Raw genomic sequence first — 20,971 nt, forward strand, 5'->3', positions numbered from 1 at the left:
CCGTCAAGCGGTTCCGAGGACCCGGACCGGCTCGTCCGGGGCGCCGCGACACCTCCCCGCACACCTCCCGCACGGGGCCCCGCGTCACTACGCTGCGGTCATGTCGACCGACCCCGCCGACGTGGCCGCCGCACCCCCTCCGGAGCGCGACCTCACGGCCCACCGGCGCGTCGCCGGGGTCCTTGAGACCCTCGCCCTGCACCACGTCCGCCCCGAGCTGCGCCAGCTGCCCGGGGCGGTCCGCACCGCGCAGGCCGCCGCGGACGCGCTCGGGGTCTCCCCCGCCGAGATCGCCAACAGCCTCGTCTTCGTCGCCGTCGGCGCCGACGGCTCTCGCACGCCCCTGCTCGTCCTCGCCTCGGGCGGGCACCGCGTCGACACCGCGAAGGTCGGGAGCCTCCTCGAGGTCGACGCGCTCGAGCGGGCCGACCCCGACTTCGTCCGCGAGCACACCGGGATGGCCATCGGCGGTGTCGCGCCCGTCGGGCACCCGCAGCGGCTGCAGACGGTCGTCGACGTCACCCTCGGGCGCTACGACCGCGTCTGGGCGGCCGCCGGCCACAGCCACGCCGTCTTCGCGACGACCTACGACGAGCTGATCCGCATCACCGGCGGCCAGGCGATGGACGTCGCCTGACCCGGGACCCGACCGGCGCACGGATCGGTTGACAGGTGCCCCATGATGGCGCTGTGGACCAGTGGCCGACGACGGAGGACATCGCGCGGGCGGAGGACGAGGTCGTCCTGCCCGAGCTCACCGAGCAGACCGCCTACGCCCTCGGCCGCCGGTCCGTGGAGGCGGGTCTGGAGCAGGGGCTGCCGATCGCGGTCGGGGTCTGGCGAGGAGAGCGCCAGCTGTTCCACTGCGCGCTCCCCGGGTCGACGCGCGACAACAACGAGTGGCTGCGCCGCAAGGGGCGCGTGGTGATGCGGTTCGAACGCTCCTCGCTGTACGTCGCCCGACTGTGCAAGGACCAAGGGACTACTCTCGCAGAGAAGTTCGCGCTGCCCTCGGCACGGTTCGCCGCTGCCGGCGGCGCCGTCCCGCTGCACGTCCGGGGAGCCGGTGTCATCGGGTGGATGGGCGTCTCCGGGCTGCCGCAGCTCGAGGACCACCGGTTCGTCATGAGGATCCTGCGCGAGCACCTCGACGCGCGGCGCTGACTAGGCTCCTCATCGCGGCCAGCTGGTCCTCGACGTCCCAGTCGAGGGTCGCGTCGCCCACGGTGAGCTCGGTCATCGCCCAGCCAGGCACCTCGGCCGGGCGCCACCGGCTCGCCAGCGCGACGTGGTCGGTCTCCATGACGCGCAGGGTCGCCTCCTCCAGCGCCTCGAGCGGGGCGTCCACGAAGACCCGGAACGCGTTGGTGTGCGGCGGGTCGGGGTGGACCCGCACACCGTCGACCGAGCCCAGGCCCGCGGCGAGCTCCCGGGCACGGGTGGCGTACACCGCCATCCGGGGCAGCCGGCGGCGCAGCCCGTCACGCGCGCCGACGGCGTAGGGCAGCATCGAGAACAGCGTCCCCCCGTGCCTGGCCCGCCAGCGTCGGGCCTGCGCGACCAGGTCCTGGGAGCCGGCCAACGCGGCGCCGGCGACCCCACCGAGGCCCTTGTAGAACGAGACGTACACGGAGTCGAACAGGGCGGCGATCTCCGCGAGCGGGCGGTCGTAGAAGGGTTGGCTCTCCCACAGCCGGGCCCCGTCGAGGTGGACCGGCACGCCCCGCTCGCGCGCCCGGTCGGTGAAGGCGACCAGCTCCTCCCACGAGGGCAGCAGGTAACCGGCATCCCGGAGGGGGAGCTCGAGGCTCACCGCGGCCAGCGGCCCGGCCAGCCGGTCGAGGTCCGCAACCGTCGCGGGACGTGGCTCGTCGGTCAGGTGCTGCACCCGCAGGTGGTGCATCTCGGACAGGGCGTCCAGCTCGTGCACCACGAGGTGCGAGAGCCCGTGCACGGCCACCGCGTCGGTGGACGACCGCTCGGCCCAGGAGCGCATCGCGGCCTGCTGCGCCATGACCCCGCTGGGCATGAACACCGCCGACTCGGTGCCCAACAGCTGCGCCACCTCGTGTTCCAGCGCCTCGACCTCGCCGCCGCCGCCGTACCGGTCGAGGTCGGGCACCGTCGCCGCGTCGGCCAGCTCCGCCAGCCACCGCCCGGGCGTGATGTCACCGTGCCCGACCAGCCATCGGGTGCACCCACGACGAGCCGCCGCCCGACGATCGGCAGGTGTCGCTGCGTCCGTCATCTCGCGAGCGTAGCCCGCCGGCACGGTCGCGTCAGGGCTGATGTTTCCTGCGCCGCAACGCGACTGGCAGCGACGACGCGCGGTCCGTGACGGTGGTCAGCAGCACTGCCAGGTGAACGAGATGGCGGTGGGGTCGTCGTTCGTAGGGTCGCCCGTGCGCGCCAGCCAGTACAGGGTTCCGACGTCGCCCCACATCATGTCGAGGTCGTCGTCGCTGTCGACCTGGAACAGCAGCTCCCACCGCTCGGCCTCCGCGCGGAGCCTGGGGTCCGTCCACGCGACCTCGTTGTGCAGCGCGGCGTGGGCGACCTCGTCCTCGACAGGGCCCTGGACCGGCGTGGCGTAACCGCCCACCTGGTGCCGCGGCCCGGTGTGGCGTTCGTCGAGGGCCTCGGTGAAGTCGTCGCCGGCCACGGGATGCTACATGAAGGAGCGGTGGTCCTGCCCGGGCTCCAGGAACGCGTCGCGCAGGTCCGGGTGATCCCATCCCGGTGCGGTCATGATGGTCCGCCCTGCCATGCGGGCCTCGGGGTAGACGGTGATCCCGTCGGGCGCCTCCCGCGCAGGGGCCGTGAGGTCTGTCGGGAGGTGGACGGCGCGGGCGCCCTGCAACGTGGCTGCGTCCCAGGTTCCGACCGTCGTCTCGTGGTCGTCGTAGGACCCGTCGAAGTAGAAGAAGAGCAGCCTCCCCGACGACGGGGCGGGCAGCGCGAGGGCGAAGGTCGCGAGCTGGTCGCAGTCGAGCTCGCCGATGTACGAGAGGGGGCCGTGGCCCTCCCACCACGGCCACGGCATGTCATCCGGCAGGGTCGGTAGCCCTCCGAGCCTGCCGACCTGCCGCTGCGCCCCCGTGACGGGAACGAGCCGGATCGCGGGCCGGAGCAGCCGGAGCCAGCGCTCGCGGACGTCGTCGGGCAGGTACCGGTCGGCGATCCCGCGAACAAGGTCCTCGTCCGTCACCTCGTCAGGGCGGGGCCGGCTCGTCTCGGGCGGCGAGTTGTCCGGCGCATCGTCGCGTCGCTTGCCGAAGGGAAATCGCATGGCACACATCGTGCCTCGCGACCCACGATGCCGCTCGCCGCTCTGCGCTGGGGGCAGTCCGCGTCCACCAGACCGCGACCCGGGGAGCTGGCGGTGGAAGGCGGCCCCACGCCGATGCAGCCGCCCTCTTCGATGTCCGTCCGCGCCCGCGGTGGCTCCGCGTAGCCTGCACTCTGTGCAGGAAACGTCGAACGCCCGCCCTTCGCTGCGGTGGGACGACCCGTGGTTCGCACTCGCGCTCGTCGGTCTGCCGGTCGGAGCAGCGCTCGCAGCCACCTTCTGGCTCGCCGGCGTTCTTTGGCCCGGGTTCCTCCCGCCACCGTGGGCCGGCGGAGTCATCGGGCTCGCCTACGGGGCGAGAGCTGCTCTGAGGAGTGCCCGAGCGGGGGGCTGACGAGGCCGGGAGGGCAAGCACCCCCCACGGCTCTTGATGTCCTCCGCATCCAGCGCCCCCGGTCGGTGTACGCGCGACGAGCGGAGCAGGGTCGCGTTCAGCGCTCATGCCGATGTGCGGATGTTTCGCGTGGCGAGCACGAGTGACGACGGCGGCTCAGATGTTGAAGATGACCAAGGCTGCGATGTATCCGGCGAAGCTGGACCAGAGAAGGCCGGTACCGAACGCCGGCATCCGGGGTCGTCGTCGCCCCAGCAGCCGTGTCACTCCTCCCACGACGAGCATCAGCGCCACCAGGATCACGGTGAGGGCGATCTCTGGGATGGCGCCCCATTCCCGCCGCGGGGGCGAGCTCGCGTAGCCCAATGCAGGCTGCACGACGATCAGAACACCGACGGCCACTCCGAGGAGCGCAGGACCTCTCCCACTCGCACGTGCGCTGGTCGGCGCCGGCCGCTCAGCTGCCCGTTGCTCAGGAGCCTGCAACTCGGCCACCCCCAACGTCGTTCATGCCTCGTCCGGGTCAAGAGCCTCGACGTTTCGGGCGGCGTCAGCAGCAACGATGAGCAAAGCGTTGCGAGTCCGTGATCCACGGGAGGCGGTGAAGCATCCATGGCCCTCGTGACATCTCCACCCATGACACAGCAGGTGAGGCTTCACAAACGGTCGAGGCAATTCCGCTTGGCGGCTATCGTCGCTCGCGTGACGTACGACATCAGTTTGGTGCGTCCCGAGCCAGGTCTAACCGCGCTCCAGACGCTCGAGTGGCAGAGCGCGCAGTTCGATCTTGAGGCGTTCGAGCTCGAGGGCCCGGCTCTCCTGCATTTGTCAGAGCATGACGTCGCCGGCTGGAGACGGGTGTGCGAACAAGTCGCGTCGTGGGGCTACGAGACACAGCAGGAGAGCTTTCCGTCCTACGTGGGGGTCGCCCTCGTGGATCCCCGCGTCCGAGTGGAGTTCTCGGGTGTCTCAGGGTCGATCGCCATCCCCTTTTGGTACGTAGGTGACGCGGCGGCCCGGGCGCTCCGGGTCGCTTACGAGATCGGTCGCCTCATGGAGCGCGAGTTCGGGTTTGTTGGTGTCGATGGACAAACTGAGGCGGGGCTGGACGTGGTGCACCTGACAGAGGCCGTCGCCCTGTATCTGGGCACCCGTGGGGCTGCACTCCGGGCGATATCAGAACGCGAGTAGCGGCATGATCCCGCCGAGCCAGACCGACTCTGCGGTCAAGACGCAGCTCCCACGCTGGCGAGGTGAGCAACTTCTCGGCTGAGACGCGACCCGCTCGCTCAGCCCTCGCAGGGCCAACAGTTCACTCGCCGTGCGACTCGGTGTCTAAATTGTCAGTGCGCAGCCGACGTCGCCGTAGCGTCGACACTCATGGAGCCACGACGGGAACTGGATCTCGGCCCCGTTTGGTCGCTGAGGGAGTCGTCTCGAGTTAGAACATTCCCAACCCGCTCATGCCGCGCTGCGATCACACGACTCGGCGCACGTCCCAGGCAGCCCAGCGCCCTGGCCATCGCTCCACGGTCAGCTCATCGCCAAGGTCCCCGATGCCCACGTGGCCGGCCTCAAACCCCAACAGCACACCGACGACGCCGATTGCCTTGCCCCTGGAGAACTGCTCGAGCGGTTCGACGGCGCGGATGGTCTCACCGACCCTCTCCGCCAAAGGTCGCGGACCACCGCGCTCCAAGACGAGACGCCCGTGCTCACCCATCTCCACGACAGCGCTCTCGGCCGTCTGCTCGAGCAGCAACAGGAGACCGTCCAGAGTGTGAAGCTTCACTACGCCAACGTCCTGGACAGTCAGCCAGACATGAACCGGCTCAGGGCGGCGCGCACCCTCGAACTCGTGCCACTGGGTCGTCACGGCTTCGAGGCGGTGGCCCACCAGCGCGTCGGGGGCGATCTGCACAGACGCCATGCTGTCACTTTTACACGAGACTCGCGCCCTCGCCGAGGCCTTCACAGGCCGCGGACAGCGCCATCGATCTGCCGCCAAGCGTGAGCCCAGACATCCTCAACGGATCGCGCGGAGGACCTCATTCGCCTGCGCCCGCGCTGCAGCCCAGCGAGGTGAGGATTCCAGTGACGAGGCGTGCCACAGCTGGGCGTTCTCGGGTCCGCTCATGCCGCGTAGAGACTGCAAGTCACCATGCGCGGACGCTTCCCGCGTGGGTACCTCTCGAGGCATGATCAGCCCGTTTGCCGCGGAGGGCATCTGGATCCCCTTGGACCACGACGTCGCTTGGGCACCCTTTGAGCGATTCCACTTCGAGGCGAACTACTACGAGACCCAGCAACCGGCGATTGCACTTCCGGAGGACGCCCTGGTCGTAGACCTGGCCCCGGTCTTTACCGACGAGGGTGCGATGTTCGCCGCCGGAGAAGCCGCGATCAACGCCTCGGCCCTACGTGCGTTCGTGTCGCTCGCGGGGGACCTCGAGATGACAGCCCTCGACTGGCAGCACACCCCCTACCGGTACTCCCCCGCGAAGCACGCGTTGGCCAACATCGAGGCGTGGCCCGTCCCGGTCTTTCCTAACGGGGACTACTACATCCATCTCGGACCCGACGCTGCGTGGGGAACCTTCGGGCACCCCTGGCAACGAACCATCACACTCTGGGGACGCAGCCTCACCGAGTCTCTCGGTGCCGACCTTCTTTCGTGGTTGCCCCGTCACCCGCAGAGCCGAACCTGATGTCCTCATCTGCCGCCGACCGTGCGTATCTTCATCCCGGCGTCGCGCCCCAATCGCTGGCGGCAGACTCAGGCCCGTGATTGCCGAGCGATGGTCCGATCTGGTGTCGGAAATGTACGTACTAGTACATGAGCAGGCTGCTCTGTATGAGGTGACCCACGAAGTCAGGGATCTTGGTTCTGAGACTCCGGACGTCGTACACGGGCCGTGGCTGGCAAGTGAGTGCCAAGCCGCTCTGATCCCGTGGCATGAGGCGGGCTGGCTGGACCTCGTGGCCGACGAGAACCCTCCGCAAATGCTCGCGGCCGCCGAGTGGCGGCACCGAGCCACACAAGAAGGTGCCTACATGGTTCTTGCTGCCAAGGATGCGACGAAACTCCTTCAGGACACGTCCCTTTGGACCATCGACAGCGCAGACGGCCACGTCATGCTCTCGCTGAACGACGAGGGCGTTCGGCACGACTACCCGGAGTGGCTGGCCCTAGCGCAGCCCTGAACACGTCCTGCAATGCCGCGGAGCGGGCACGATCAGCAGTCCTCATCCTGGGCCCGAGAAGCGCCGCGAACACATGCTCGCCTCGTCACGCCGGCCAGTGTCTTCCTCCCAGATGCAAGCCGCGCAGCGACTTAGGTCTTCTCGGCCTGGCCGAGGATGGGCCGACTCATCGTGCCCACAGTCGGGGCATGACTTGTCGACGACCGGCGGACATGCTCGCTGCGAACGACGCCAGAAGGGCATGAATCCATTGTTGGCCCGCTGGCTCCCTGGACCATCCGAAATGGCCGCACCTCGGTCGCTTCGAAGTCCAGCGCCGAAGGTGGTGGCCGCATGGGAGGCTCCCGTCATGGAACGTGCCACTGAGATTGAACTCCTGTCGCCCAAGACCAATCGAGTCGTCGTCCGAACGATGGGCCGGCGATACGCGGGCATCGTCGTACAGGGTGACCGTCTCAGTGAGTGGGTGACCATGGCGCGCTCCACGAACCCTGAGGACCGTGACGAACTCCGTCAAGAACTAGAGGAGTCCCTGCGGGAAGTCATCCGAGCGTCCGAAGCCGCGGGCATCGGCGTGCCTCACCTGCCGCCAATCTGACACTTCCGGAGACGTGCGCACATGCCGCAGTTGGTGACATCGCCCACGAGGCTTCTACGCCGGGTCGGTTGCCTCGTCGATGACCTGGCACCCGGTGGGGTCAGTGAGGAGGATCCTTGCGGGCTTGACCGCTGCCGCCTCGATGCTGGCCAGATTGGGGGTCTGTTGAAGTAGCGCCTTGGCCTCGGCGGGGCTGCGTGCGGGCAGGGAGAGCGTGCCGTCATCAGCCACGGCGGCTAGAAGCGAGCCGTCACCAGCTGTACCGTAGAGGGACGAGTCATACGCGAAGACGGGCGACTTGTTGAGGAAGACCAGGGTGCGACCGAGGTCTCGCAGATCCTGGTCGGCACGATCTGGGTCGATGTCCGGGCCGAATGCCAACCCGATGGTGATCTCGTCGCCCACCGCGGCCTGGCCGCTGACGACGTGGTCGACCATGAAGTGGGCCTCCACTGTCTTCCAGACGGCGTCATCCGCATCGAAGTCGACGGTCTGACCGTCCGGGGCGTCGGCACCGGCAACAACGAACGCCTTGCCGGGCGCTGCGGACTTGAAGCGCCCGGTGACGACGGCAGTGGTCATCGCTTTGGGCTCGGCCTGCCCGAGGCGAAAGCGTGTATTGCCCAGCAGATCATCGAGAGAGTCGTAGGGCTGGCAGCTGCCCGCACCTTCAGTGCGGTCTCGGAGTGCTTCCATGGTTCCCGGGCTCCCCAGCGAGCATGCCGAAAGAGTGAAGCCAACAGCGAGCACGACGGCTTGTCGAACTGCCCGCATGCGTGCCTCCCGGGGTGTACCCGCTTCGTCCTGTGACGCCACCAGGGGACGGTTGGGTTCCACTGTGGCAGGGCATCAGCCAGCGCGCACTGGAGTCAGTGCAAGGTCGGCCTCAAACGTCCGGACATGCCGCGATGCACTTGGTCCGCCCGTGCGTCCTCGTCCGGATGACATGCTCCTGGGGTGGCAAAGGAACACGGGTCTCGGCTCCCCACTCGCACCAACGAGTGGGCAGTCGCTGTGCGCCTGAACGACGGGCGCGTCCTCTTCTGGTGCGGGGAGCAATCCGAGCGCAGAGGCCAAGACTGGGCCGGAGAGTCGCAAGCATTTCGCTTCCCTACGCAAGCGGACGCGGAGCGGTACGCCGCAGCGTGCGCGAGCAACTCCAAGGCGTGGGAGTACCGCGCCGTTCTCCTGAAGCAGTCGCGGTAGCTGTCCGACCGTTCGCTCATGCCGCGACTCGTGCGGAGGCAAGGCGGGGGCAAGTAGCCTCGCGTTCCATGGCCGAGGATGAGAAGTGGGTGTCGCTGCGAAGCCTGCTTCAAAGTGAGGTGCGGGCGATGGGCTGGCGGCTTTCTGCTCTTACCGAGGCCGAGCGGGATGAGCTCCTCGATGAGCTGACAGACCGCCTGTACTCCAAGGTCAGCCTCGCTGAGTAGGGGTGAACAGTCGCCCTCTCATGCCGCTGGTTGGCGGGCACGTGGTCTGCCTGCGACACACTCCTGTGTATGGATATCACTCCGACGGATGCGGTTGGCGAGCGTGACGTCACGGTGAGCATTCACGTCTTTCCGCCTGGCGCAGCCGTCGTTTCGAACTGGGACGACGAGAGCAGACTGCAACTGCACGTCGACGACCTTCACGACCAGCAGGTCGTCCAGATCATCGCCAATGTGGCAGGGCTGCGGTCGTTGGCTCGCCACTGCCTGACGTTGGCGCAAGAAGGGCTCACTGGCCCACAGCATGTCGATTTCGATGCTGATTCCGGCTGGTTCGAGACGCATGAGGTCGGGCTCCGTATTCAGCGGGGGTGGGAGTAGAACGACCAGCTGGCGTCGTCTTTGACGCGATGGCTTGACCGTTCCCTGGTCAGGGCAGACGCTGCCCGATGGCCACTTCGCATGTCCTGACCCCGATCGCCCTCCCTCCCATCGACGACCGTCTGCTCCACGCCATCGCGGCCTACCTGGCCCGCTTCAAGGGGGCCTCGCGAATGCACAGCGAGTCCGATCTGCGCGTGTACCTCACCTGGTGCCGCGAACACGGCCTCGACCCGCTGGCCGCTCAACGCCCACACCTAGAGCTGTACGTGCGCTGGATGCAAGAGGTTCGCCGATACCGTCCCTCGACGATCAGCCGGAGGCTCGCCGTCGTGGCCGGCTTCTACCGCACCTGCGTGATCGACGACGTTCTAACGCACTCACCAGCCGGATACGTCCGCCGGCCCAACGTCCCGCCCGAGTCGCCCACCCTCGGGCTGACCCACCTGCAGTTCGAGGCCATGCTCGCCACCGCCCGCACCTCGCCCAACCCAAACGACTTCGCCCTCGTGGCGATGCTCGGACTGCTCGGACTGCGGATCTTCGAGGTCTGCGGGTCGGACATCACCGATCTCGGCGAGGAGCACGGCCACCGCGTGCTCAAGGTCCGCGGCAAAGGCGGCAAGGTCGTCCTGACCCCCCTGCCACCCGCGGTGTCCCGAGCCATCGAACGCGCAGTCGGGGAGCGAGAGTCCGGCCCGATCCTGCGTACTCGACGGGGCACCCGGATGGACCGCCAGTGCGCGACCCGCCGCCTGCGCCGCATCGCCGAAGCCGGCGGCGTGCACGTCGCGCGGATGCACCCCCACATGCTGCGCCACACCTTCGTCACCACCATGCTCGACGCCGGCGTCGACCTGCGCGACGTCCAGATCGCCGCCCGCCACGCAGACCCACGCACCACCATGCGCTACGACCGAGCACGCAAGAACCTCGACCGCCACCCCAACTACATCCTCGCCGCCTACATGGCCTCCGGCACCTGACACTGAGGCAGGCAGCGCCTACCGCTCATGCCGCGGGGCGGTGCAGTAGCGACCGGTCCGTCCCCTCGCGCCCGTCCAATCACATTCGGATCGCGCGGCCACACCTCATACTTCATCAATGCCTGACATCGCCCAGGGAGAAGCTCTCGCGACGACGCCGTCCGCGCCGGCGGCAATGGTCGGCGTGCTCTCTTCACTCTGGCCATGGTCGCTGCCGGTTCGGCGGCCCTCGTCGTGTGTGTGGGGGTCGTCGGCCGACTCAGCGGCTGGCTCGTGCTCGACCCGCTGACAGGCCACACCACCGCGACGGTCGCACTTCTCCTCGTCTCCTTGATGATCGCCATCTGGCTGGCTCCCGCTCGGCTCGGTCGCGGCCCGGTCTTCCGCGCTTTGACCAGCGCTGGTCTCGCCACCCTGCTGCTCGGTACCGCCGGCTACGCGGTCCTCTTCGCGCCCACCGGGCACACCACCTACCCCGCCCCAGGGGGCCGCACCGCGCTCGTGGTCACTGACGACATCGACGTCATCGACCCCCTGTGGATCCTCACCGTTCGCCAGACATCACCGTGGGCCGCTCGAACCTGGCCGGTCGGATGTTTCAACGGTGACAACCCCGGCAACTCGCTGACGTCCGTCGCATGGACCTCGCCCACCCGACTCCAGATCGAGACGGGAGGCGGCTCCAGCTTCGCGGTGGAGATCGACCCCACCACGGGCCGCCCGTCGAGCACCGCCACTGCAGGCTGCTGACAGACCACGAGACCCGCCCGCGCGTCCGCAGCCTGCGTGCAACGCAGTCGTCCACTCATGTCGCGATGTGTGACATCCAGCGAATCAGTGGTCAGGAGCGGTAGTCCTCGAACTCCCAGTAGGCCAGGCGGCCGAGTCGCTCACCGACCCCTTTACCGATGTGTCGGCCTCGACCGCCTGCACCCTCGCCGACAGCCATTGCGGCCGCTTCGCCGTGAGGTGAGAGCGGGTCCGACGCTCGCAGCGAGAGAATCGCGATCATGGAGCCGACAGCACTTGACGATGCAGAGCTCGAACAGACTGATGCGCCTGTCTGACCTCGGTGACCCACCACCGTGGAGCGCATGGGTCGAAGACCGTGACCATGCAGCGGGCGACACCTTTATCATGATCGATGCCGATCCCGATCGCCGTGAGGACCTCTACCTCACGCGGGACAGCGGACCAGCCGACGCTGCCGCCCACGACCTCGTCGCTGCGGCACGGAACGCCCTGCCCATCCTGATCGAGGAGATCCGACGCCTCCGGTCGCACCTCGACCCGATGTAGCGACCGTTCGCCCACGCCACTCCTCGTACACCTGTCGGGCACCGGGCAATTCGCGCTTCATGGGCTCACTCCGTTGCGTCCTCGGGCGTATGGCCGTCCGCCTGGCAGACAGCACGAGCACGACGGGCGATGGCGGCTCAGACGTTGCCGATGACCAACGCTGCGATGGATCCGGCACAGCTGGACCAGAGGAGACCGGTACCGAACGCCGCCATCCGGGGTCGCCGTCGCCCCAGCAACCGGGCCACTGCACCCACGACGAGCGTCATCGCCACCAGAACCACGGTGAGGGCGATCTCCGGGATGACGCCCCATTCCCTCCGCGGGGGCGAGCCCGCACACGCCAACGCGGGCTGCACGACGACCAGCACACCGACGGCCACTCCGAGGAGCGCAGGACCCCTCGCACTCCCCCGTGCACCCAACCCGGCCACCCCCCAACACCTTTCACGCCTCGTCCGAATCAAGACCCTCCACGTTTCGGGCGGTCTCCGCAGCAACGATGGGCAAAGCGTTGCCGGTCCGTGACCCACCGAGGGCGACGGCCCCACGCCGCAGGGGGTGGGAGGACGTACGGTTCGGTGTCATGAGTCCGGCAACCGAGATCCACGGGGACACGTCACTGCCAGAGGGATTCAGCCACCCGCACGCCTCTGAAGAGGCTCGGGCGATCGCACAGGCAGGCATGATCCTGCGGGTTCAGGTGGGGTCCGGTGTGCATGGCACGTCCATCAGCGGGCAGGACGACCGCGACGAGATGGGGATCTGCCTCGAGCCCCCTCGCTTCGTCACAGGACTGGCTCGCGTCCCACGGGGCATCGACGCCGGCAACGCCGAGGTCGAGTTCGAGCAGTACCAACGGCACACGGTGTGGGACAAGCCCGGCGGGTTGGCCAACCGCTCAGGAGCGGGAGACCTCGACGTGGTCATCTACTCGGCACGCAAGTGGTGCCGGCTGGCACTGGCCGGCAACCCGACGGTCCTTCTCGCCCTGTTCGTTCCGGACGAGGAAGTCGTCCACCGCAACCGGTACGGCGCCGAGCTGGTCGACAACGCTCACCGCTTCGTCTCCAAGCTCGCAGCAGCCCGCTTCCTCGGCTATCTGCAGTCGCAGCGCGACGCGATGACCGGTGCCGTCGGAGCCCACACCAACCGGCCCGAGCTCGTCGCCGTGCACGGCTACGACACCAAGTTCGCCATGCACGCCCTGCGGCTCGGCGTCCAGGGCGTCGAGCTGCTCACGACAGGCCGGATCACTCTCCCGGTGCCGGCGCCCGAGCGCGACTACCTGCGACAGGTGCGGCGAGGCGAGGTCGAGCTCGAGGAAGTGGTCGCCAAGGTCGACGAGGCCGAGGCCAGGCTCACCGCCCTGCGCAACGCCTCGGCCCTACCCGACGAGCCCGATCGTGCGTGGGTTGACGAGTGGCTGCACCGCTCACACCTGGCCTACTGGGCCCGCTGACGAAGGGACCTCGCGACCCAACTGCTCATGCCGCCACCGGCACGATGCCGGGTCAACCGGCGGAGGACCAGACCCGTTCGACCTCTGCGGCTGAGATCGCCCAACGAGTCCAGCCCTCGAGGGCGTCCAGCCGTACATCGCCCAGCCGATCATCCGGACTCAGGTGCGGCTGATCGGCCGGGCGCCCGGATGCAGGCCGTCGCGGGCAGCATGATGTGGCCATGCCCGAACTCTCGTTGATCGGCTACTGGCGCGCGGAGGGGGACACGAGCTCGCCCTATCCGGACCCGCGAGACTGGATCGACCCTGACTGGGACGAGGTCGAGCGAGACAGGACCTGGTTCTACTTCGTGTCGGGCACCTTGTTTCGTGCCTTCATGGGGTACTCGCCGTGCCGGATCTGCGGCGAGAACAACGGCGCGGTCGAGTACACGGACGGCACGTACGTCTGGCGTGAGGGCTTGGCTCACTACGTGTACGACCACGCGGTGCGACTGCCTGACGTCGTGGTGTCTCACGCCCGTCGCCGCTTGCGCGACGTCGAAGGCCTTGACCCCGACACGGACTGGTGGGTCGAGGCGACCGCGAAGAAGTAGTCGCTCATGTCGCAACTGCGGACGTGTTGTGGACCGTCGGCCGCCATGCTGTCGTCATGTCTTACGACCTTGCGGTGTGGGAGGGACGTCGCCCGTCAAACGGCGCTGATGCTGCGGCTGAGTACGAAGAGCGCATGGATGCCATGGAAAGGGCCTTGCAGGGCTCTGACGAACCTGCGCCACCAACGGCCGGGATCCGCGCGTTCGTGGAGGAAGCCCTGGCTCGGTACCCCGAGCTCGCGGACGACTCCGGCCCGGAGTGCCCCTGGGCCTCCGCGCCATTGATCGAGGAGGCCGTGGGTGACTTCATCTACTTCCCGATGACGTTCTCGGGTGCGGAGTACGCCCGGGATGTCATCGCGGACATCGCCCATGCGCGCGGGCTGGTCTGCTTCGACCCACAGGTCGAGCGCCTCCTGCCCGACGTGGACGCACCGTCTGCGTCGTTCATCGCTCAGGCTGCATACGCAGCGACGGAGGACCACTTCTCGACACAGCGTTCGCCCCGTCAACGGCGCGGCTGGCTCGCGCGACTGTTGGGAAGAGAGTGAGCCCGAGGCGACGCTTCCGCTCATGCTCCGGTGAGACCGTGAATCACGATGTGCGGATGCGGCCAGCGTGCGTACTGTGCGAGACAGGTCATCCCGTCTGCCCGCGGAGGAAACCTGGTTCCCCCTGGACGCCCTCGTACGCACCGAAGCGCGAATGCGCGGTCTAGGCACGACGCCTGGGGCTCGCAACGCGACGCGTGACGCTGCTGCAACCTCTTCCGTGAACCGGCAGCGCCGCCAACGTCCGGGTGGCACAGTGCAGGCGTGCTCGCCCGTGACGCCCTGCGCCAAGCCGTCAAGACGACACTCGCGCCTGCACTGCGCGCCCGGGGCTTCCGCGGCACCTACCCGACCTGGCGCCTGCAGCGCGAGGGCGATGTCGTGCTCGTCAACCTCTTCGGCAGCCAGTTCAACGAAGGCCCGTACGGCGACTTCCTGCTCACCATCGGTGTCGTGCCCGCGGCCTGGTGGTCCTGGAGCCATGAGTGCGCCGTGGGACACAGCCTGTTCGAGAGCGGGAGCCGCCCGGGCAAGGAGCAGCCGTGGGACTGCCTCTCCTCGAAGATCGTGCGTCCGCGTGGCCGCCGGGAGCAGTGGCCGGTCGACGCCGACCAGGACGTCACCGCCGTCGCTGAGGCGATGACCGCCGCCGCCCTACGCGCCCTGCCCGCCGCGCTCGCGCTCACCGGGCCCGGTCGGCTGGCAGCCGCCGTGGAAACGGACAAGGCGCGGTTCAGCGCGTTTGCCGCCGGGGTTCCTGGCGGGCGCGAGATGGCGCTCGCCGTGCTCATGAGCGACGTCGGCGGCGCGCGTTTCGATGCGGCCTACGCCGCGCTCGAAAAGGCTGTCAGGAACAGCAACTCACCCATGCCGCGCCGGACCCTCCCGTGGGTCCTGCACAGGGCCGGTCTCGAGAGCGGCGCGTGAGCCCGCGCAGCATCGGCGCCGGCGGGGCTGGGTGAGACGAGCGACTGCAGCTCCCAGCCCGGTCGACCGGACGGTGGCAGGCATGACGACCGACCCTGCCTCCGCTCCGGCGCACCCCGAGCCCGCTCTGCGCCGTCGCGTCGCCGGGAAGGGCATGGACGGGCGCGGCGACGACGCTCCCGAGGCGTCCCGGCAGGACTGAGCCACCGGCTGTCGCCACCCAGCGCCTGGATGGTTCACCGGTGCGCCGGGTTCCGTTCGGGCAGACTGTGCCGGGTGCTCCTGACCGTGACCACGACACACCGACCGGCGACGGATCTGGGGTATCTGCTCCACAAGCACCCCGACAGGGTGCAGCGGTTCTCCCAGTCGTTCGGGACGGCCACCGTGCTGTACCCGGAGGCCACGACCGAACGGTGCACGGCCGCGCTCCTGCTGGAGGTCGACCCGGTGCGCCTGGCGCGCTCTCGCGGGCGCACGTCCCCGGACTTCAGCCTCGGCCAGTACGTCAACGACCGCCCGTACGCCGCGTCCTCGCTCCTGGGGGTGGCGATGGCCGACGTGTTCAGCACCGCCCGCGCGGGCCGGTGCGCCTCACGTCAGGAGCTCGCGGACACGGCCATCCCGCTGGAGATCGGCCTTCCCGTGCTGCCGTGCCGCGGCGGGGAGGACTTCGCCCGCCGGGTGTTCGAACCGCTGGGGTGGACGGTGCAGGTCGAGCCCATTCCCCTGGACGAGCGGTTCCCCCAGTGGGGCGAATCGCGCTACGTGCGGTTGCGTCTGACCGGGGTGGTGCGGCTCGCCGACGCCCTCAACCAGCTGCACGTGCTGCTGCCGGTGCTGGACGAGTCCAAGCACTACTGGCAGGGACCGGACGAGGTCGACAAGCTGCTGCGCTCCGGGCAGGGCTGGCTGGCCGAGCACCCCGACGCCACGCTCATCACCCGCCGCTACCTGGGTCGGGGAGGCGGGCTGACCCGTGTCGCCCTGGCGCGTCTGGCCGAGCTGGGTGACGACGTCGACGAGTCCGTCGAGCCGGCCGCCGAGGAAGAGGCCCTGCAGCCGGCGGAGAAGCGGGTGCCGCTGAACACCGCCCGCCACGACGCGGTCCACCAGGTGCTGCTCGAGCTGGGCGCGAGCTCGGTGATCGACCTCGGCTGCGGTCCGGGGCAGTTCCTGGACCGCCTGGTGCGCACGGCGGCCTTCTCGCGGGTCGCCGGCTGCGACGTCTCGACCCGTTCCCTGCAGATCGCGGCCCGGCGGCTGCGGCTGGAGCGGATGAGCGAACGTCAGGCCGACCGGGTCACCCTCTTCCAGGGGGCCCTGACCTACGAGGACTCGCGCATGTCCGGCTTCGACGCGGCCGTGCTCATGGAGGTCATCGAGCACCTCGACCCACCGCGTCTCGGTGCGCTCGAGCGCGTCGTCTTCGGCGCGGCCCGGCCCGGCGCCGTCGTCGTGACCACCCCGAACGCCGAGTACAACGTCCGCTACGAGGGACTGAGCGGGATGCGTCACCCGGACCACCGGTTCGAGTGGACCCGCGCCGAGTTCGCGCAGTGGGCCGACCGCGTCGCTGCCGAGCACGGGTACACCGTCCGCCTCAGCGGCATCGGCGAGGTCGACGAGGACCTGGGCAGCCCGACCCAGATGGCCGTCCTCACCCGCGGGGAGTCCGACCATGCCTGACGTCGATGTGCGCGAGCCGGCCGGTCCGGTCCGGCTCACCCTCCCGGCTCGTGGGCTGGTCGTCCTCATCGGGATCTCCGGGAGCGGCAAGTCGACCTTCGCCCGCACGCACTTCAAGCCCACCGAGGTCGTCTCGAGCGATGTCTGCCGCGGGCTGGTCGCCGACGACGAGAACGACCAGTCGGCCACCCCGGACGCCTTCGACGTCCTGCACTACATCGTGGGCACCCGGCTGCGGCGGGGCCTGCTCACCGTGGTCGACGCCACGAACGTCCAGCAGGCCGCACGAGCCTCCCTGGTCGCCCTGGCCAAGAGCCACGACGTCCTGGTCGACGCCGTCGTCATCGACGTGCCGGAGAAGGTTGCCGCACAACGCAACCGCGCCCGGCCCGACCGTGACTTCGGCGACCACGTCGTGGCCCGCCAGCACCGGGACCTGCGGCGGTCCCTGCGGCGGCTCGGCAAGGAGGGCTTCCGCCGTGTGCACACCCTGCGCGAAGACCAGGTCGACACCGTCGAGATCGTGCGCGAGCGGCCGTGGAACGACCGCACCGAGGTCCACGGCCCGTTCGACATCATCGGCGACGTCCACGGCTGCGCCTCAGAGCTGACGACCCTGCTGACCGACCTCGGCTGGGACCTGCAGCTGGACCGGACCGGGCGCGCCGTGGGCGCGAGTCACCCGGCCGGTCGGCAGGCCCTCTTCGTCGGCGACCTCGTCGACCGCGGCCCCGACACCCCGGGCGTGCTGCGCCTGGTCATGGGGATGGTCGCGGCCGGAACGGCCCTGTGCGTCAGCGGGAACCACGAGGCCAAGCTCGTGCGCGCCCTGCGCGGAGCACGTGTCCAGGTCTCCCACGGACTCGCCGAGTCGATGGCCCAGCTCGCCGAGGAGGACGAGGATTTCCGCGCCGAGGCGCTGCGGTTCATGGACGGCCTGCTCAGCCACTACGTCCTGGACGGCGGCTCCCTCGTCGTCGCCCACGCCGGCCTCAAGGAGGCCTACCACGGCCGGACCTCGGGCCGGGTGCGGTCCTTCGCCCTCTACGGCGACACCACCGGTGAGACCGACGAGTACGGTCTGCCGGTGCGCTACCCGTGGGCGCGGGAGTACCGCGGCCGTGCGATGGTCGTCTACGGCCACACCCCGGTCCCGACCGCGGAGTGGGTCAACAACACCATCTGCCTCGACACCGGCGTCGTCTTCGGGGGCGCGCTGACCGCCCTGCGCTACCCCGAGAAGGAGCTCGTGTCGGTGCCCGCCGAGCAGGAGTGGTACGCCCCGGTGCGTCCCCTGGCCCCGGCCACCACGGAACGGGAGCCGGCGGTCCTCGAGATCGGTGACGTCGCCGGCACGCGCTGGCTGGAGACCACCCACGCCGGCAAGGTCAAGATCCCGGAGGAGAACGCCGCTGCCGCGCTGGAGGTCATGAGCCGCTTCGCGGTGGACCCCCGCTGGTTGATCTACCTGCCGCCGACCATGTCCCCCGTCGCCACCGCCACCCGCGACGGGTTCCTCGAGCACCCCGAGCAGGCGTTCGAGGAGTACGCGGACTGGGGAGTCGAACGTGTTGTCTGCGAAGAGAAGCACATGGGCTCACGCGCCGTCGCCGTCATCACCCGCGACTCCCACACCGCAGCCCGCCGCTTCGGCGTCACCGACGGCAGCACCGGCGTGATCCACACCCGCACCGGCCGGCCCTTCTTCGCCGACACCACCGACCTCGTGGACCGGTTGCGCGCTACTGCCGCACCGTTGTTCGACACGCTCGAGACCGACTGGCTCGCGCTGGACTGCGAGCTGCTGCCCTGGTCGGCCAAGGCCCTGGACCTCATCCGCTCCCAGTACGCCTCCGTCGGCGCGGCGGCCGCGAACGCACTGCCGGCCGCGCTCACCGTGCTGGAGCAGGCTGCCGGCCGCGGACTCGACGTCGGTGACCTCGTCGCCCGCACCCGGACGCGACTGGACAACGCCACCGCGTTCCGCGCCGCGTACGGCCACTACGTCCGGTCCACCGACGGGCTCGACGGTGTCACGCTCGCCCCCTTCCAGGTCCTGGCCGCGGAAGGCCGCCCCCTGGCCGTGACCGAGACCCACGAGTGGCACCTGGAAACCCTGTCCCGGCTCGAGGGTGACCTCATCACCCCCACCCGGCACCGGTACGTCGACCTGTCGTCCGCCACCGATCGCGAGGCCGCCACCGCGTGGTGGACGGAGATGACGGCCGACGGCGGCGAAGGCATGGTCGTCAAGCCCGCCCACCTGACCCCCGGGCGCATCCAGCCCGGCATCAAGGTCCGCGGACGGGAGTACCTCCGCATCATCTACGGGCCCGACTACCTGGACTCCCTCGACGTGCTGCGCAACCGCCACCTGGGCAAGAAGCGCCAGCTCGCCCTCCGTGAACACGCCCTCGGCCTCGAGGCCCTCACGGCGTTCGTGGAGCAGCAACCCCTCTGGAAGGTCCATCAAGCCGCCTTCGCCGTGCTCGCCCTCGAGTCCGAGCCCGTCGACCCCCGGCTCTGACGCCACCCCGACCCCGGGCCGGCCGCGACCGTACGCAGGCGCGACGAGCGCCGGACCACCCCGGACCGCCGCATGGAGTGGGGCTGAGAGGACTCCTGCTCGTGGACCTCACCAGGGTCGCGGAGCTCTTCACCTGCGGCCGCACGGCGGCCGTGCCTCGGGAACGGCGGGCGCCTCCGGCGCGTCCATGGCTCGACGTCCTCGACGGAGAGCGTCCAACGCCGCGCCAGGTGCCAGACCGACGAGGAGGGAGCCGTCCGATGAGGCGTGCGATCGAGACGTGGCTCGCCCGGCCGCGCCGATCCCTGGTCGACGCGATCCCCGGCAGCAAGTTCGTGCAGGCGCTGTGGGCCTTCCCCTACGTCTGCGCAGGATTCCTCGTGGCCCATCTCCTCGGAGCCGAGGAGGACGTCGGTGACGACCTGTGGCTGCTGTCCGTCTTCACCGTCATCGCCGTCGTGGAGACGGTCTTCGTGGTGTCGTGGCTCCGGCGCCCCACCCGGACGCAGGCCGCCCGACACGAGCGCAGGGGCACCGGCGGCTGATCGCAGGTGTCGCCGCGGCGTGCGCCGACCGGGCTCGGTCCCTGTGATCATGGCGGGGTGGGCAAGAAGCAGCAGTCCCCGACCTTCGCCGAGATCGTCCGCGGGCTCGAGCCGGTCGTGGGTGAACCCGACCCGGACGCCGGCACGTGGCCGTCGCCGATGAGGGACCGCCAGTGGACGGATGGCGCCGGCGTGATCTGGCACATGCGTGGTGCTCGCCTCGACCTCAGGGGGGTTCGACGCGTGATGGCGCTGCCCGACGTCCGTGTTCTCCACTGCTACGGCATGCACCCGCGGGAGGTCGCCGGAGAGGAACGCAACGAGCTGTTCGACCGCCTCGAGCAGTTCTTCGCAGGTCTGGCGCCGCCCATGAGCACGTTCGACGTGGCCGAGTTCAGGGACGACGACCGAGCGGTGATGCTCGTGGTCGAGGAGAGCTGCTGACTCGTCCTGTGCGCGGCCTGCGGTGTGCGGACGGCCCACCTGAGGCTCGCTGCGCCCCCGCGCGCCTTCGACTCGACAGGTCGGCATCCGCCCTCGGCCGGAGCGGCCTCGTACACCTCGGCGGCCGCCGAGCCGCTCACGGCGGCCGCCGACCCCAAGGGTCGGCTCGCGGATCTCGTCGCTCACGCCGCGCCACGTGAGCGGGTCATCGGCCGGCACCTCCTATCGTCAGGACATGCTGTCGAGCGACGCGGACGACGGGACCCGCGAGATGCCCGTGCCGGCCGGCTGGCGTCCCGCCCTGACCGAGATCGCCGACCTGCTCGTCGACGGGGACCCCCGTCGAGCTCGACGCGTCGCGTACCTGGAGCCGGTCCCGGAGCAGGTGTGGTCGCAGTGCCGTGACGCCGTCGAGGACTACGGCGACGTCGACGTCGTGCCCCTGCCGCCCGCCACCTGGGAGACCTCGGTCTGCCGGCGCTGGGGCGAGGGCTGGCTCTGTCTCGTCGACCTGTGGACCGCACAGGAGGGGCGCTGCGACCTCGTCCTCGAGGTCCGGGTCCGCGAGGAGACGGACGGGCCTCGCTTCACCATCGGCATGGTGTACGTGCCGTAGCCGAACACCCCCCGTGCAGCCGACGAGACC

General features: G+C 69.6%; 26 protein-coding genes. 20 read left to right on the forward strand and 6 right to left on the reverse strand.

All coding sequences use genetic code 11. The features are described from left to right. Positions 1 to 100: 100 nt before the first annotated feature. Together LG324_RS13510 and LG324_RS13515 are read left to right on the forward strand one after the other, a co-directional pair. Positions 101 to 637 carry a YbaK/EbsC family protein gene (locus LG324_RS13510; protein WP_404348659.1) on the forward strand — a complete coding sequence of 179 codons (537 nt, stop codon included), beginning with the start codon at positions 101 to 103 and terminating at the stop codon, positions 635 to 637. A gap of 53 nt (positions 638 to 690) precedes the next feature. Next, positions 691 to 1,164 carry a heme-degrading domain-containing protein gene (locus LG324_RS13515; RefSeq protein WP_404348661.1) on the forward strand — a complete coding sequence of 158 codons (474 nt, stop codon included), beginning with the start codon at positions 691 to 693 and terminating at the stop codon, positions 1,162 to 1,164. Here the strand turns inward: LG324_RS13515 and LG324_RS13520 are convergent. The 4 genes from LG324_RS13520 to LG324_RS13535 all read right to left on the reverse strand — a co-directional run bounded on the left by LG324_RS13520 (position 1,124) and on the right by LG324_RS13535 (position 4,085). Then, positions 1,124 to 2,248, reverse strand: coding sequence for a threonine aldolase family protein (locus tag LG324_RS13520; RefSeq protein WP_404348663.1), 1,125 nt, complete (start codon positions 2,246 to 2,248; stop codon positions 1,124 to 1,126). The genes LG324_RS13515 and LG324_RS13520 overlap by 41 nt on opposite strands. Positions 2,249 to 2,344: 96 nt before the next feature. Then, entirely contained in the window at positions 2,345 to 2,662 is a 318-nt protein-coding gene (locus LG324_RS13525) for a DUF1963 domain-containing protein (RefSeq protein WP_404348666.1), read from the reverse strand. A 6-nt stretch (positions 2,663 to 2,668) separates the two neighbouring features. After that, positions 2,669 to 3,289: a DUF1963 domain-containing protein gene (locus tag LG324_RS13530; RefSeq protein WP_404348668.1), complete on the reverse strand. Its 621-nt coding sequence runs from the start codon at positions 3,287 to 3,289 to the stop codon at positions 2,669 to 2,671. Positions 3,290 to 3,839: 550 nt separating this feature from the next. Then, complete coding sequence (locus LG324_RS13535) at positions 3,840 to 4,085, reverse strand: hypothetical protein (RefSeq protein ID WP_404348669.1); 246 nt, start codon at positions 4,083 to 4,085, stop codon at positions 3,840 to 3,842. Positions 4,086 to 4,385: 300 nt separating this feature from the next. On the opposite strand from LG324_RS13535, the gene LG324_RS13540 reads away from it, so the two are divergent. Beyond that, positions 4,386 to 4,874: a hypothetical protein gene (locus LG324_RS13540; protein ID WP_404348672.1), complete on the forward strand. Its 489-nt coding sequence runs from the start codon at positions 4,386 to 4,388 to the stop codon at positions 4,872 to 4,874. Between the two features lie 286 nt (positions 4,875 to 5,160). On the opposite strand, the gene LG324_RS13545 is transcribed toward LG324_RS13540, so the two are convergent. Continuing rightward, a complete protein-coding gene (locus LG324_RS13545; protein ID WP_404348674.1) occupies positions 5,161 to 5,604 on the reverse strand; it encodes a hypothetical protein in 444 nt (147 codons plus the stop codon). A 277-nt stretch (positions 5,605 to 5,881) separates the two neighbouring features. Between LG324_RS13545 and LG324_RS13550 the strand changes: the two genes are divergently transcribed. The 3 genes from LG324_RS13550 (at position 5,882) to LG324_RS13560 (ending at position 7,485) form a co-directional block, all read left to right on the forward strand. Next, complete coding sequence (locus LG324_RS13550; protein ID WP_404348676.1) at positions 5,882 to 6,391, forward strand: DUF2716 domain-containing protein; 510 nt, start codon at positions 5,882 to 5,884, stop codon at positions 6,389 to 6,391. A 76-nt stretch (positions 6,392 to 6,467) separates the two neighbouring features. After that, on the forward strand, positions 6,468 to 6,887 hold the full coding sequence (locus LG324_RS13555) for a hypothetical protein (RefSeq protein ID WP_215511259.1): 420 nt from the start codon (positions 6,468 to 6,470) through the stop codon (positions 6,885 to 6,887). 349 nt (positions 6,888 to 7,236) lie between these two features. Beyond that, complete coding sequence (locus LG324_RS13560; RefSeq protein WP_404348678.1) at positions 7,237 to 7,485, forward strand: DUF6959 family protein; 249 nt, start codon at positions 7,237 to 7,239, stop codon at positions 7,483 to 7,485. Positions 7,486 to 7,539: 54 nt separating this feature from the next. Here the strand turns inward: LG324_RS13560 and LG324_RS13565 are convergent, their stop codons facing one another. Further along, positions 7,540 to 8,181: a hypothetical protein gene (locus LG324_RS13565; protein WP_404348680.1), complete on the reverse strand. Its 642-nt coding sequence runs from the start codon at positions 8,179 to 8,181 to the stop codon at positions 7,540 to 7,542. Positions 8,182 to 8,759: 578 nt separating this feature from the next. Between LG324_RS13565 and LG324_RS13570 the strand changes: the two genes are divergently transcribed. The 14 genes from LG324_RS13570 to LG324_RS13635 all read left to right on the forward strand — a co-directional run bounded on the left by LG324_RS13570 (position 8,760) and on the right by LG324_RS13635 (position 20,941). Beyond that, a complete protein-coding gene (locus LG324_RS13570; protein WP_404348683.1) occupies positions 8,760 to 8,918 on the forward strand; it encodes a hypothetical protein in 159 nt (52 codons plus the stop codon). 69 nt (positions 8,919 to 8,987) lie between these two features. Beyond that, on the forward strand, positions 8,988 to 9,299 hold the full coding sequence (locus LG324_RS13575; RefSeq protein ID WP_404348685.1) for a hypothetical protein: 312 nt from the start codon (positions 8,988 to 8,990) through the stop codon (positions 9,297 to 9,299). 68 nt (positions 9,300 to 9,367) lie between these two features. Beyond that, entirely contained in the window at positions 9,368 to 10,285 is a 918-nt protein-coding gene (locus tag LG324_RS13580; protein ID WP_404348687.1) for a tyrosine-type recombinase/integrase, read from the forward strand. 273 nt (positions 10,286 to 10,558) lie between these two features. Beyond that, on the forward strand, positions 10,559 to 11,035 hold the full coding sequence (locus tag LG324_RS13585) for a hypothetical protein (protein ID WP_404348689.1): 477 nt from the start codon (positions 10,559 to 10,561) through the stop codon (positions 11,033 to 11,035). A 282-nt stretch (positions 11,036 to 11,317) separates the two neighbouring features. Next, the gene (locus LG324_RS13590; protein WP_404348691.1) at positions 11,318 to 11,584 is read left to right on the forward strand and encodes a hypothetical protein; all 267 of its coding nucleotides are present in this window, start codon (positions 11,318 to 11,320) and stop codon (positions 11,582 to 11,584) included. A 586-nt stretch (positions 11,585 to 12,170) separates the two neighbouring features. After that, positions 12,171 to 13,046: a DNA polymerase beta superfamily protein gene (locus LG324_RS13595; RefSeq protein ID WP_404348694.1), complete on the forward strand. Its 876-nt coding sequence runs from the start codon at positions 12,171 to 12,173 to the stop codon at positions 13,044 to 13,046. Positions 13,047 to 13,267: 221 nt separating this feature from the next. Then, a complete protein-coding gene (locus LG324_RS13600; protein ID WP_404348696.1) occupies positions 13,268 to 13,642 on the forward strand; it encodes a hypothetical protein in 375 nt (124 codons plus the stop codon). Positions 13,643 to 13,698: 56 nt separating this feature from the next. After that, complete coding sequence (locus LG324_RS13605) at positions 13,699 to 14,193, forward strand: hypothetical protein (RefSeq protein WP_404348699.1); 495 nt, start codon at positions 13,699 to 13,701, stop codon at positions 14,191 to 14,193. Between the two features lie 264 nt (positions 14,194 to 14,457). Next, positions 14,458 to 15,120: a DUF4304 domain-containing protein gene (locus LG324_RS13610; RefSeq protein WP_404348701.1), complete on the forward strand. Its 663-nt coding sequence runs from the start codon at positions 14,458 to 14,460 to the stop codon at positions 15,118 to 15,120. Positions 15,121 to 15,351: 231 nt separating this feature from the next. Further along, positions 15,352 to 16,809, forward strand: a complete 1,458-nt coding sequence (locus LG324_RS13615; RefSeq protein ID WP_404348703.1) for a 3' terminal RNA ribose 2'-O-methyltransferase Hen1 — start codon at positions 15,352 to 15,354, stop codon at positions 16,807 to 16,809. Then, positions 16,802 to 19,336 (forward strand): polynucleotide kinase-phosphatase, encoded by a 2,535-nt coding sequence (locus tag LG324_RS13620; RefSeq protein WP_404348705.1) that lies wholly within the window; start codon positions 16,802 to 16,804, stop codon positions 19,334 to 19,336. Before LG324_RS13615 ends, LG324_RS13620 begins: the two co-directional genes overlap by 8 nt. A 260-nt stretch (positions 19,337 to 19,596) precedes the next feature. Then, positions 19,597 to 19,881 (forward strand): hypothetical protein, encoded by a 285-nt coding sequence (locus LG324_RS13625; RefSeq protein ID WP_404348707.1) that lies wholly within the window; start codon positions 19,597 to 19,599, stop codon positions 19,879 to 19,881. A gap of 57 nt (positions 19,882 to 19,938) precedes the next feature. Next, the gene (locus LG324_RS13630) at positions 19,939 to 20,325 is read left to right on the forward strand and encodes a hypothetical protein (RefSeq protein ID WP_404348708.1); all 387 of its coding nucleotides are present in this window, start codon (positions 19,939 to 19,941) and stop codon (positions 20,323 to 20,325) included. Between the two features lie 235 nt (positions 20,326 to 20,560). Continuing rightward, a complete protein-coding gene (locus tag LG324_RS13635) occupies positions 20,561 to 20,941 on the forward strand; it encodes a hypothetical protein (protein ID WP_404348710.1) in 381 nt (126 codons plus the stop codon). Positions 20,942 to 20,971: the final 30 nt, after the last annotated feature.

Source organism: Phycicoccus jejuensis, assembly GCF_044797865.1.
GTDB classification, from domain to species: Bacteria; Actinomycetota; Actinomycetes; order Actinomycetales; family Dermatophilaceae; genus Phycicoccus; species Phycicoccus jejuensis.

Coding starts and splice junctions, on each gene's coding strand:
- LG324_RS13510 (WP_404348659.1), top strand. CDS start 101: ATGTCGACCGACCCCGCCGACGTGGCCGCCGCACCCCCTCCGGAGCGC.
- LG324_RS13520 (WP_404348663.1), bottom strand. CDS start 2,248: ATGACGGACGCAGCGACACCTGCCGATCGTCGGGCGGCGGCTCGTCGT.
- LG324_RS13530 (WP_404348668.1), bottom strand. CDS start 3,289: ATGCGATTTCCCTTCGGCAAGCGACGCGACGATGCGCCGGACAACTCG.
- LG324_RS13550 (WP_404348676.1), top strand. CDS start 5,882: ATGATCAGCCCGTTTGCCGCGGAGGGCATCTGGATCCCCTTGGACCAC.
- LG324_RS13560 (WP_404348678.1), top strand. CDS start 7,237: ATGGAACGTGCCACTGAGATTGAACTCCTGTCGCCCAAGACCAATCGA.
- LG324_RS13565 (WP_404348680.1), bottom strand. CDS start 8,181: ATGGAAGCACTCCGAGACCGCACTGAAGGTGCGGGCAGCTGCCAGCCC.
- LG324_RS13570 (WP_404348683.1), top strand. CDS start 8,760: ATGGCCGAGGATGAGAAGTGGGTGTCGCTGCGAAGCCTGCTTCAAAGT.
- LG324_RS13575 (WP_404348685.1), top strand. CDS start 8,988: ATGGATATCACTCCGACGGATGCGGTTGGCGAGCGTGACGTCACGGTG.
- LG324_RS13580 (WP_404348687.1), top strand. CDS start 9,368: ATGGCCACTTCGCATGTCCTGACCCCGATCGCCCTCCCTCCCATCGAC.
- LG324_RS13590 (WP_404348691.1), top strand. CDS start 11,318: ATGCAGAGCTCGAACAGACTGATGCGCCTGTCTGACCTCGGTGACCCA.
- LG324_RS13595 (WP_404348694.1), top strand. CDS start 12,171: ATGAGTCCGGCAACCGAGATCCACGGGGACACGTCACTGCCAGAGGGA.
- LG324_RS13600 (WP_404348696.1), top strand. CDS start 13,268: ATGCCCGAACTCTCGTTGATCGGCTACTGGCGCGCGGAGGGGGACACG.
- LG324_RS13605 (WP_404348699.1), top strand. CDS start 13,699: ATGTCTTACGACCTTGCGGTGTGGGAGGGACGTCGCCCGTCAAACGGC.
- LG324_RS13615 (WP_404348703.1), top strand. CDS start 15,352: ATGGTTCACCGGTGCGCCGGGTTCCGTTCGGGCAGACTGTGCCGGGTG.
- LG324_RS13620 (WP_404348705.1), top strand. CDS start 16,802: ATGCCTGACGTCGATGTGCGCGAGCCGGCCGGTCCGGTCCGGCTCACC.
- LG324_RS13625 (WP_404348707.1), top strand. CDS start 19,597: ATGAGGCGTGCGATCGAGACGTGGCTCGCCCGGCCGCGCCGATCCCTG.
- LG324_RS13635 (WP_404348710.1), top strand. CDS start 20,561: ATGCTGTCGAGCGACGCGGACGACGGGACCCGCGAGATGCCCGTGCCG.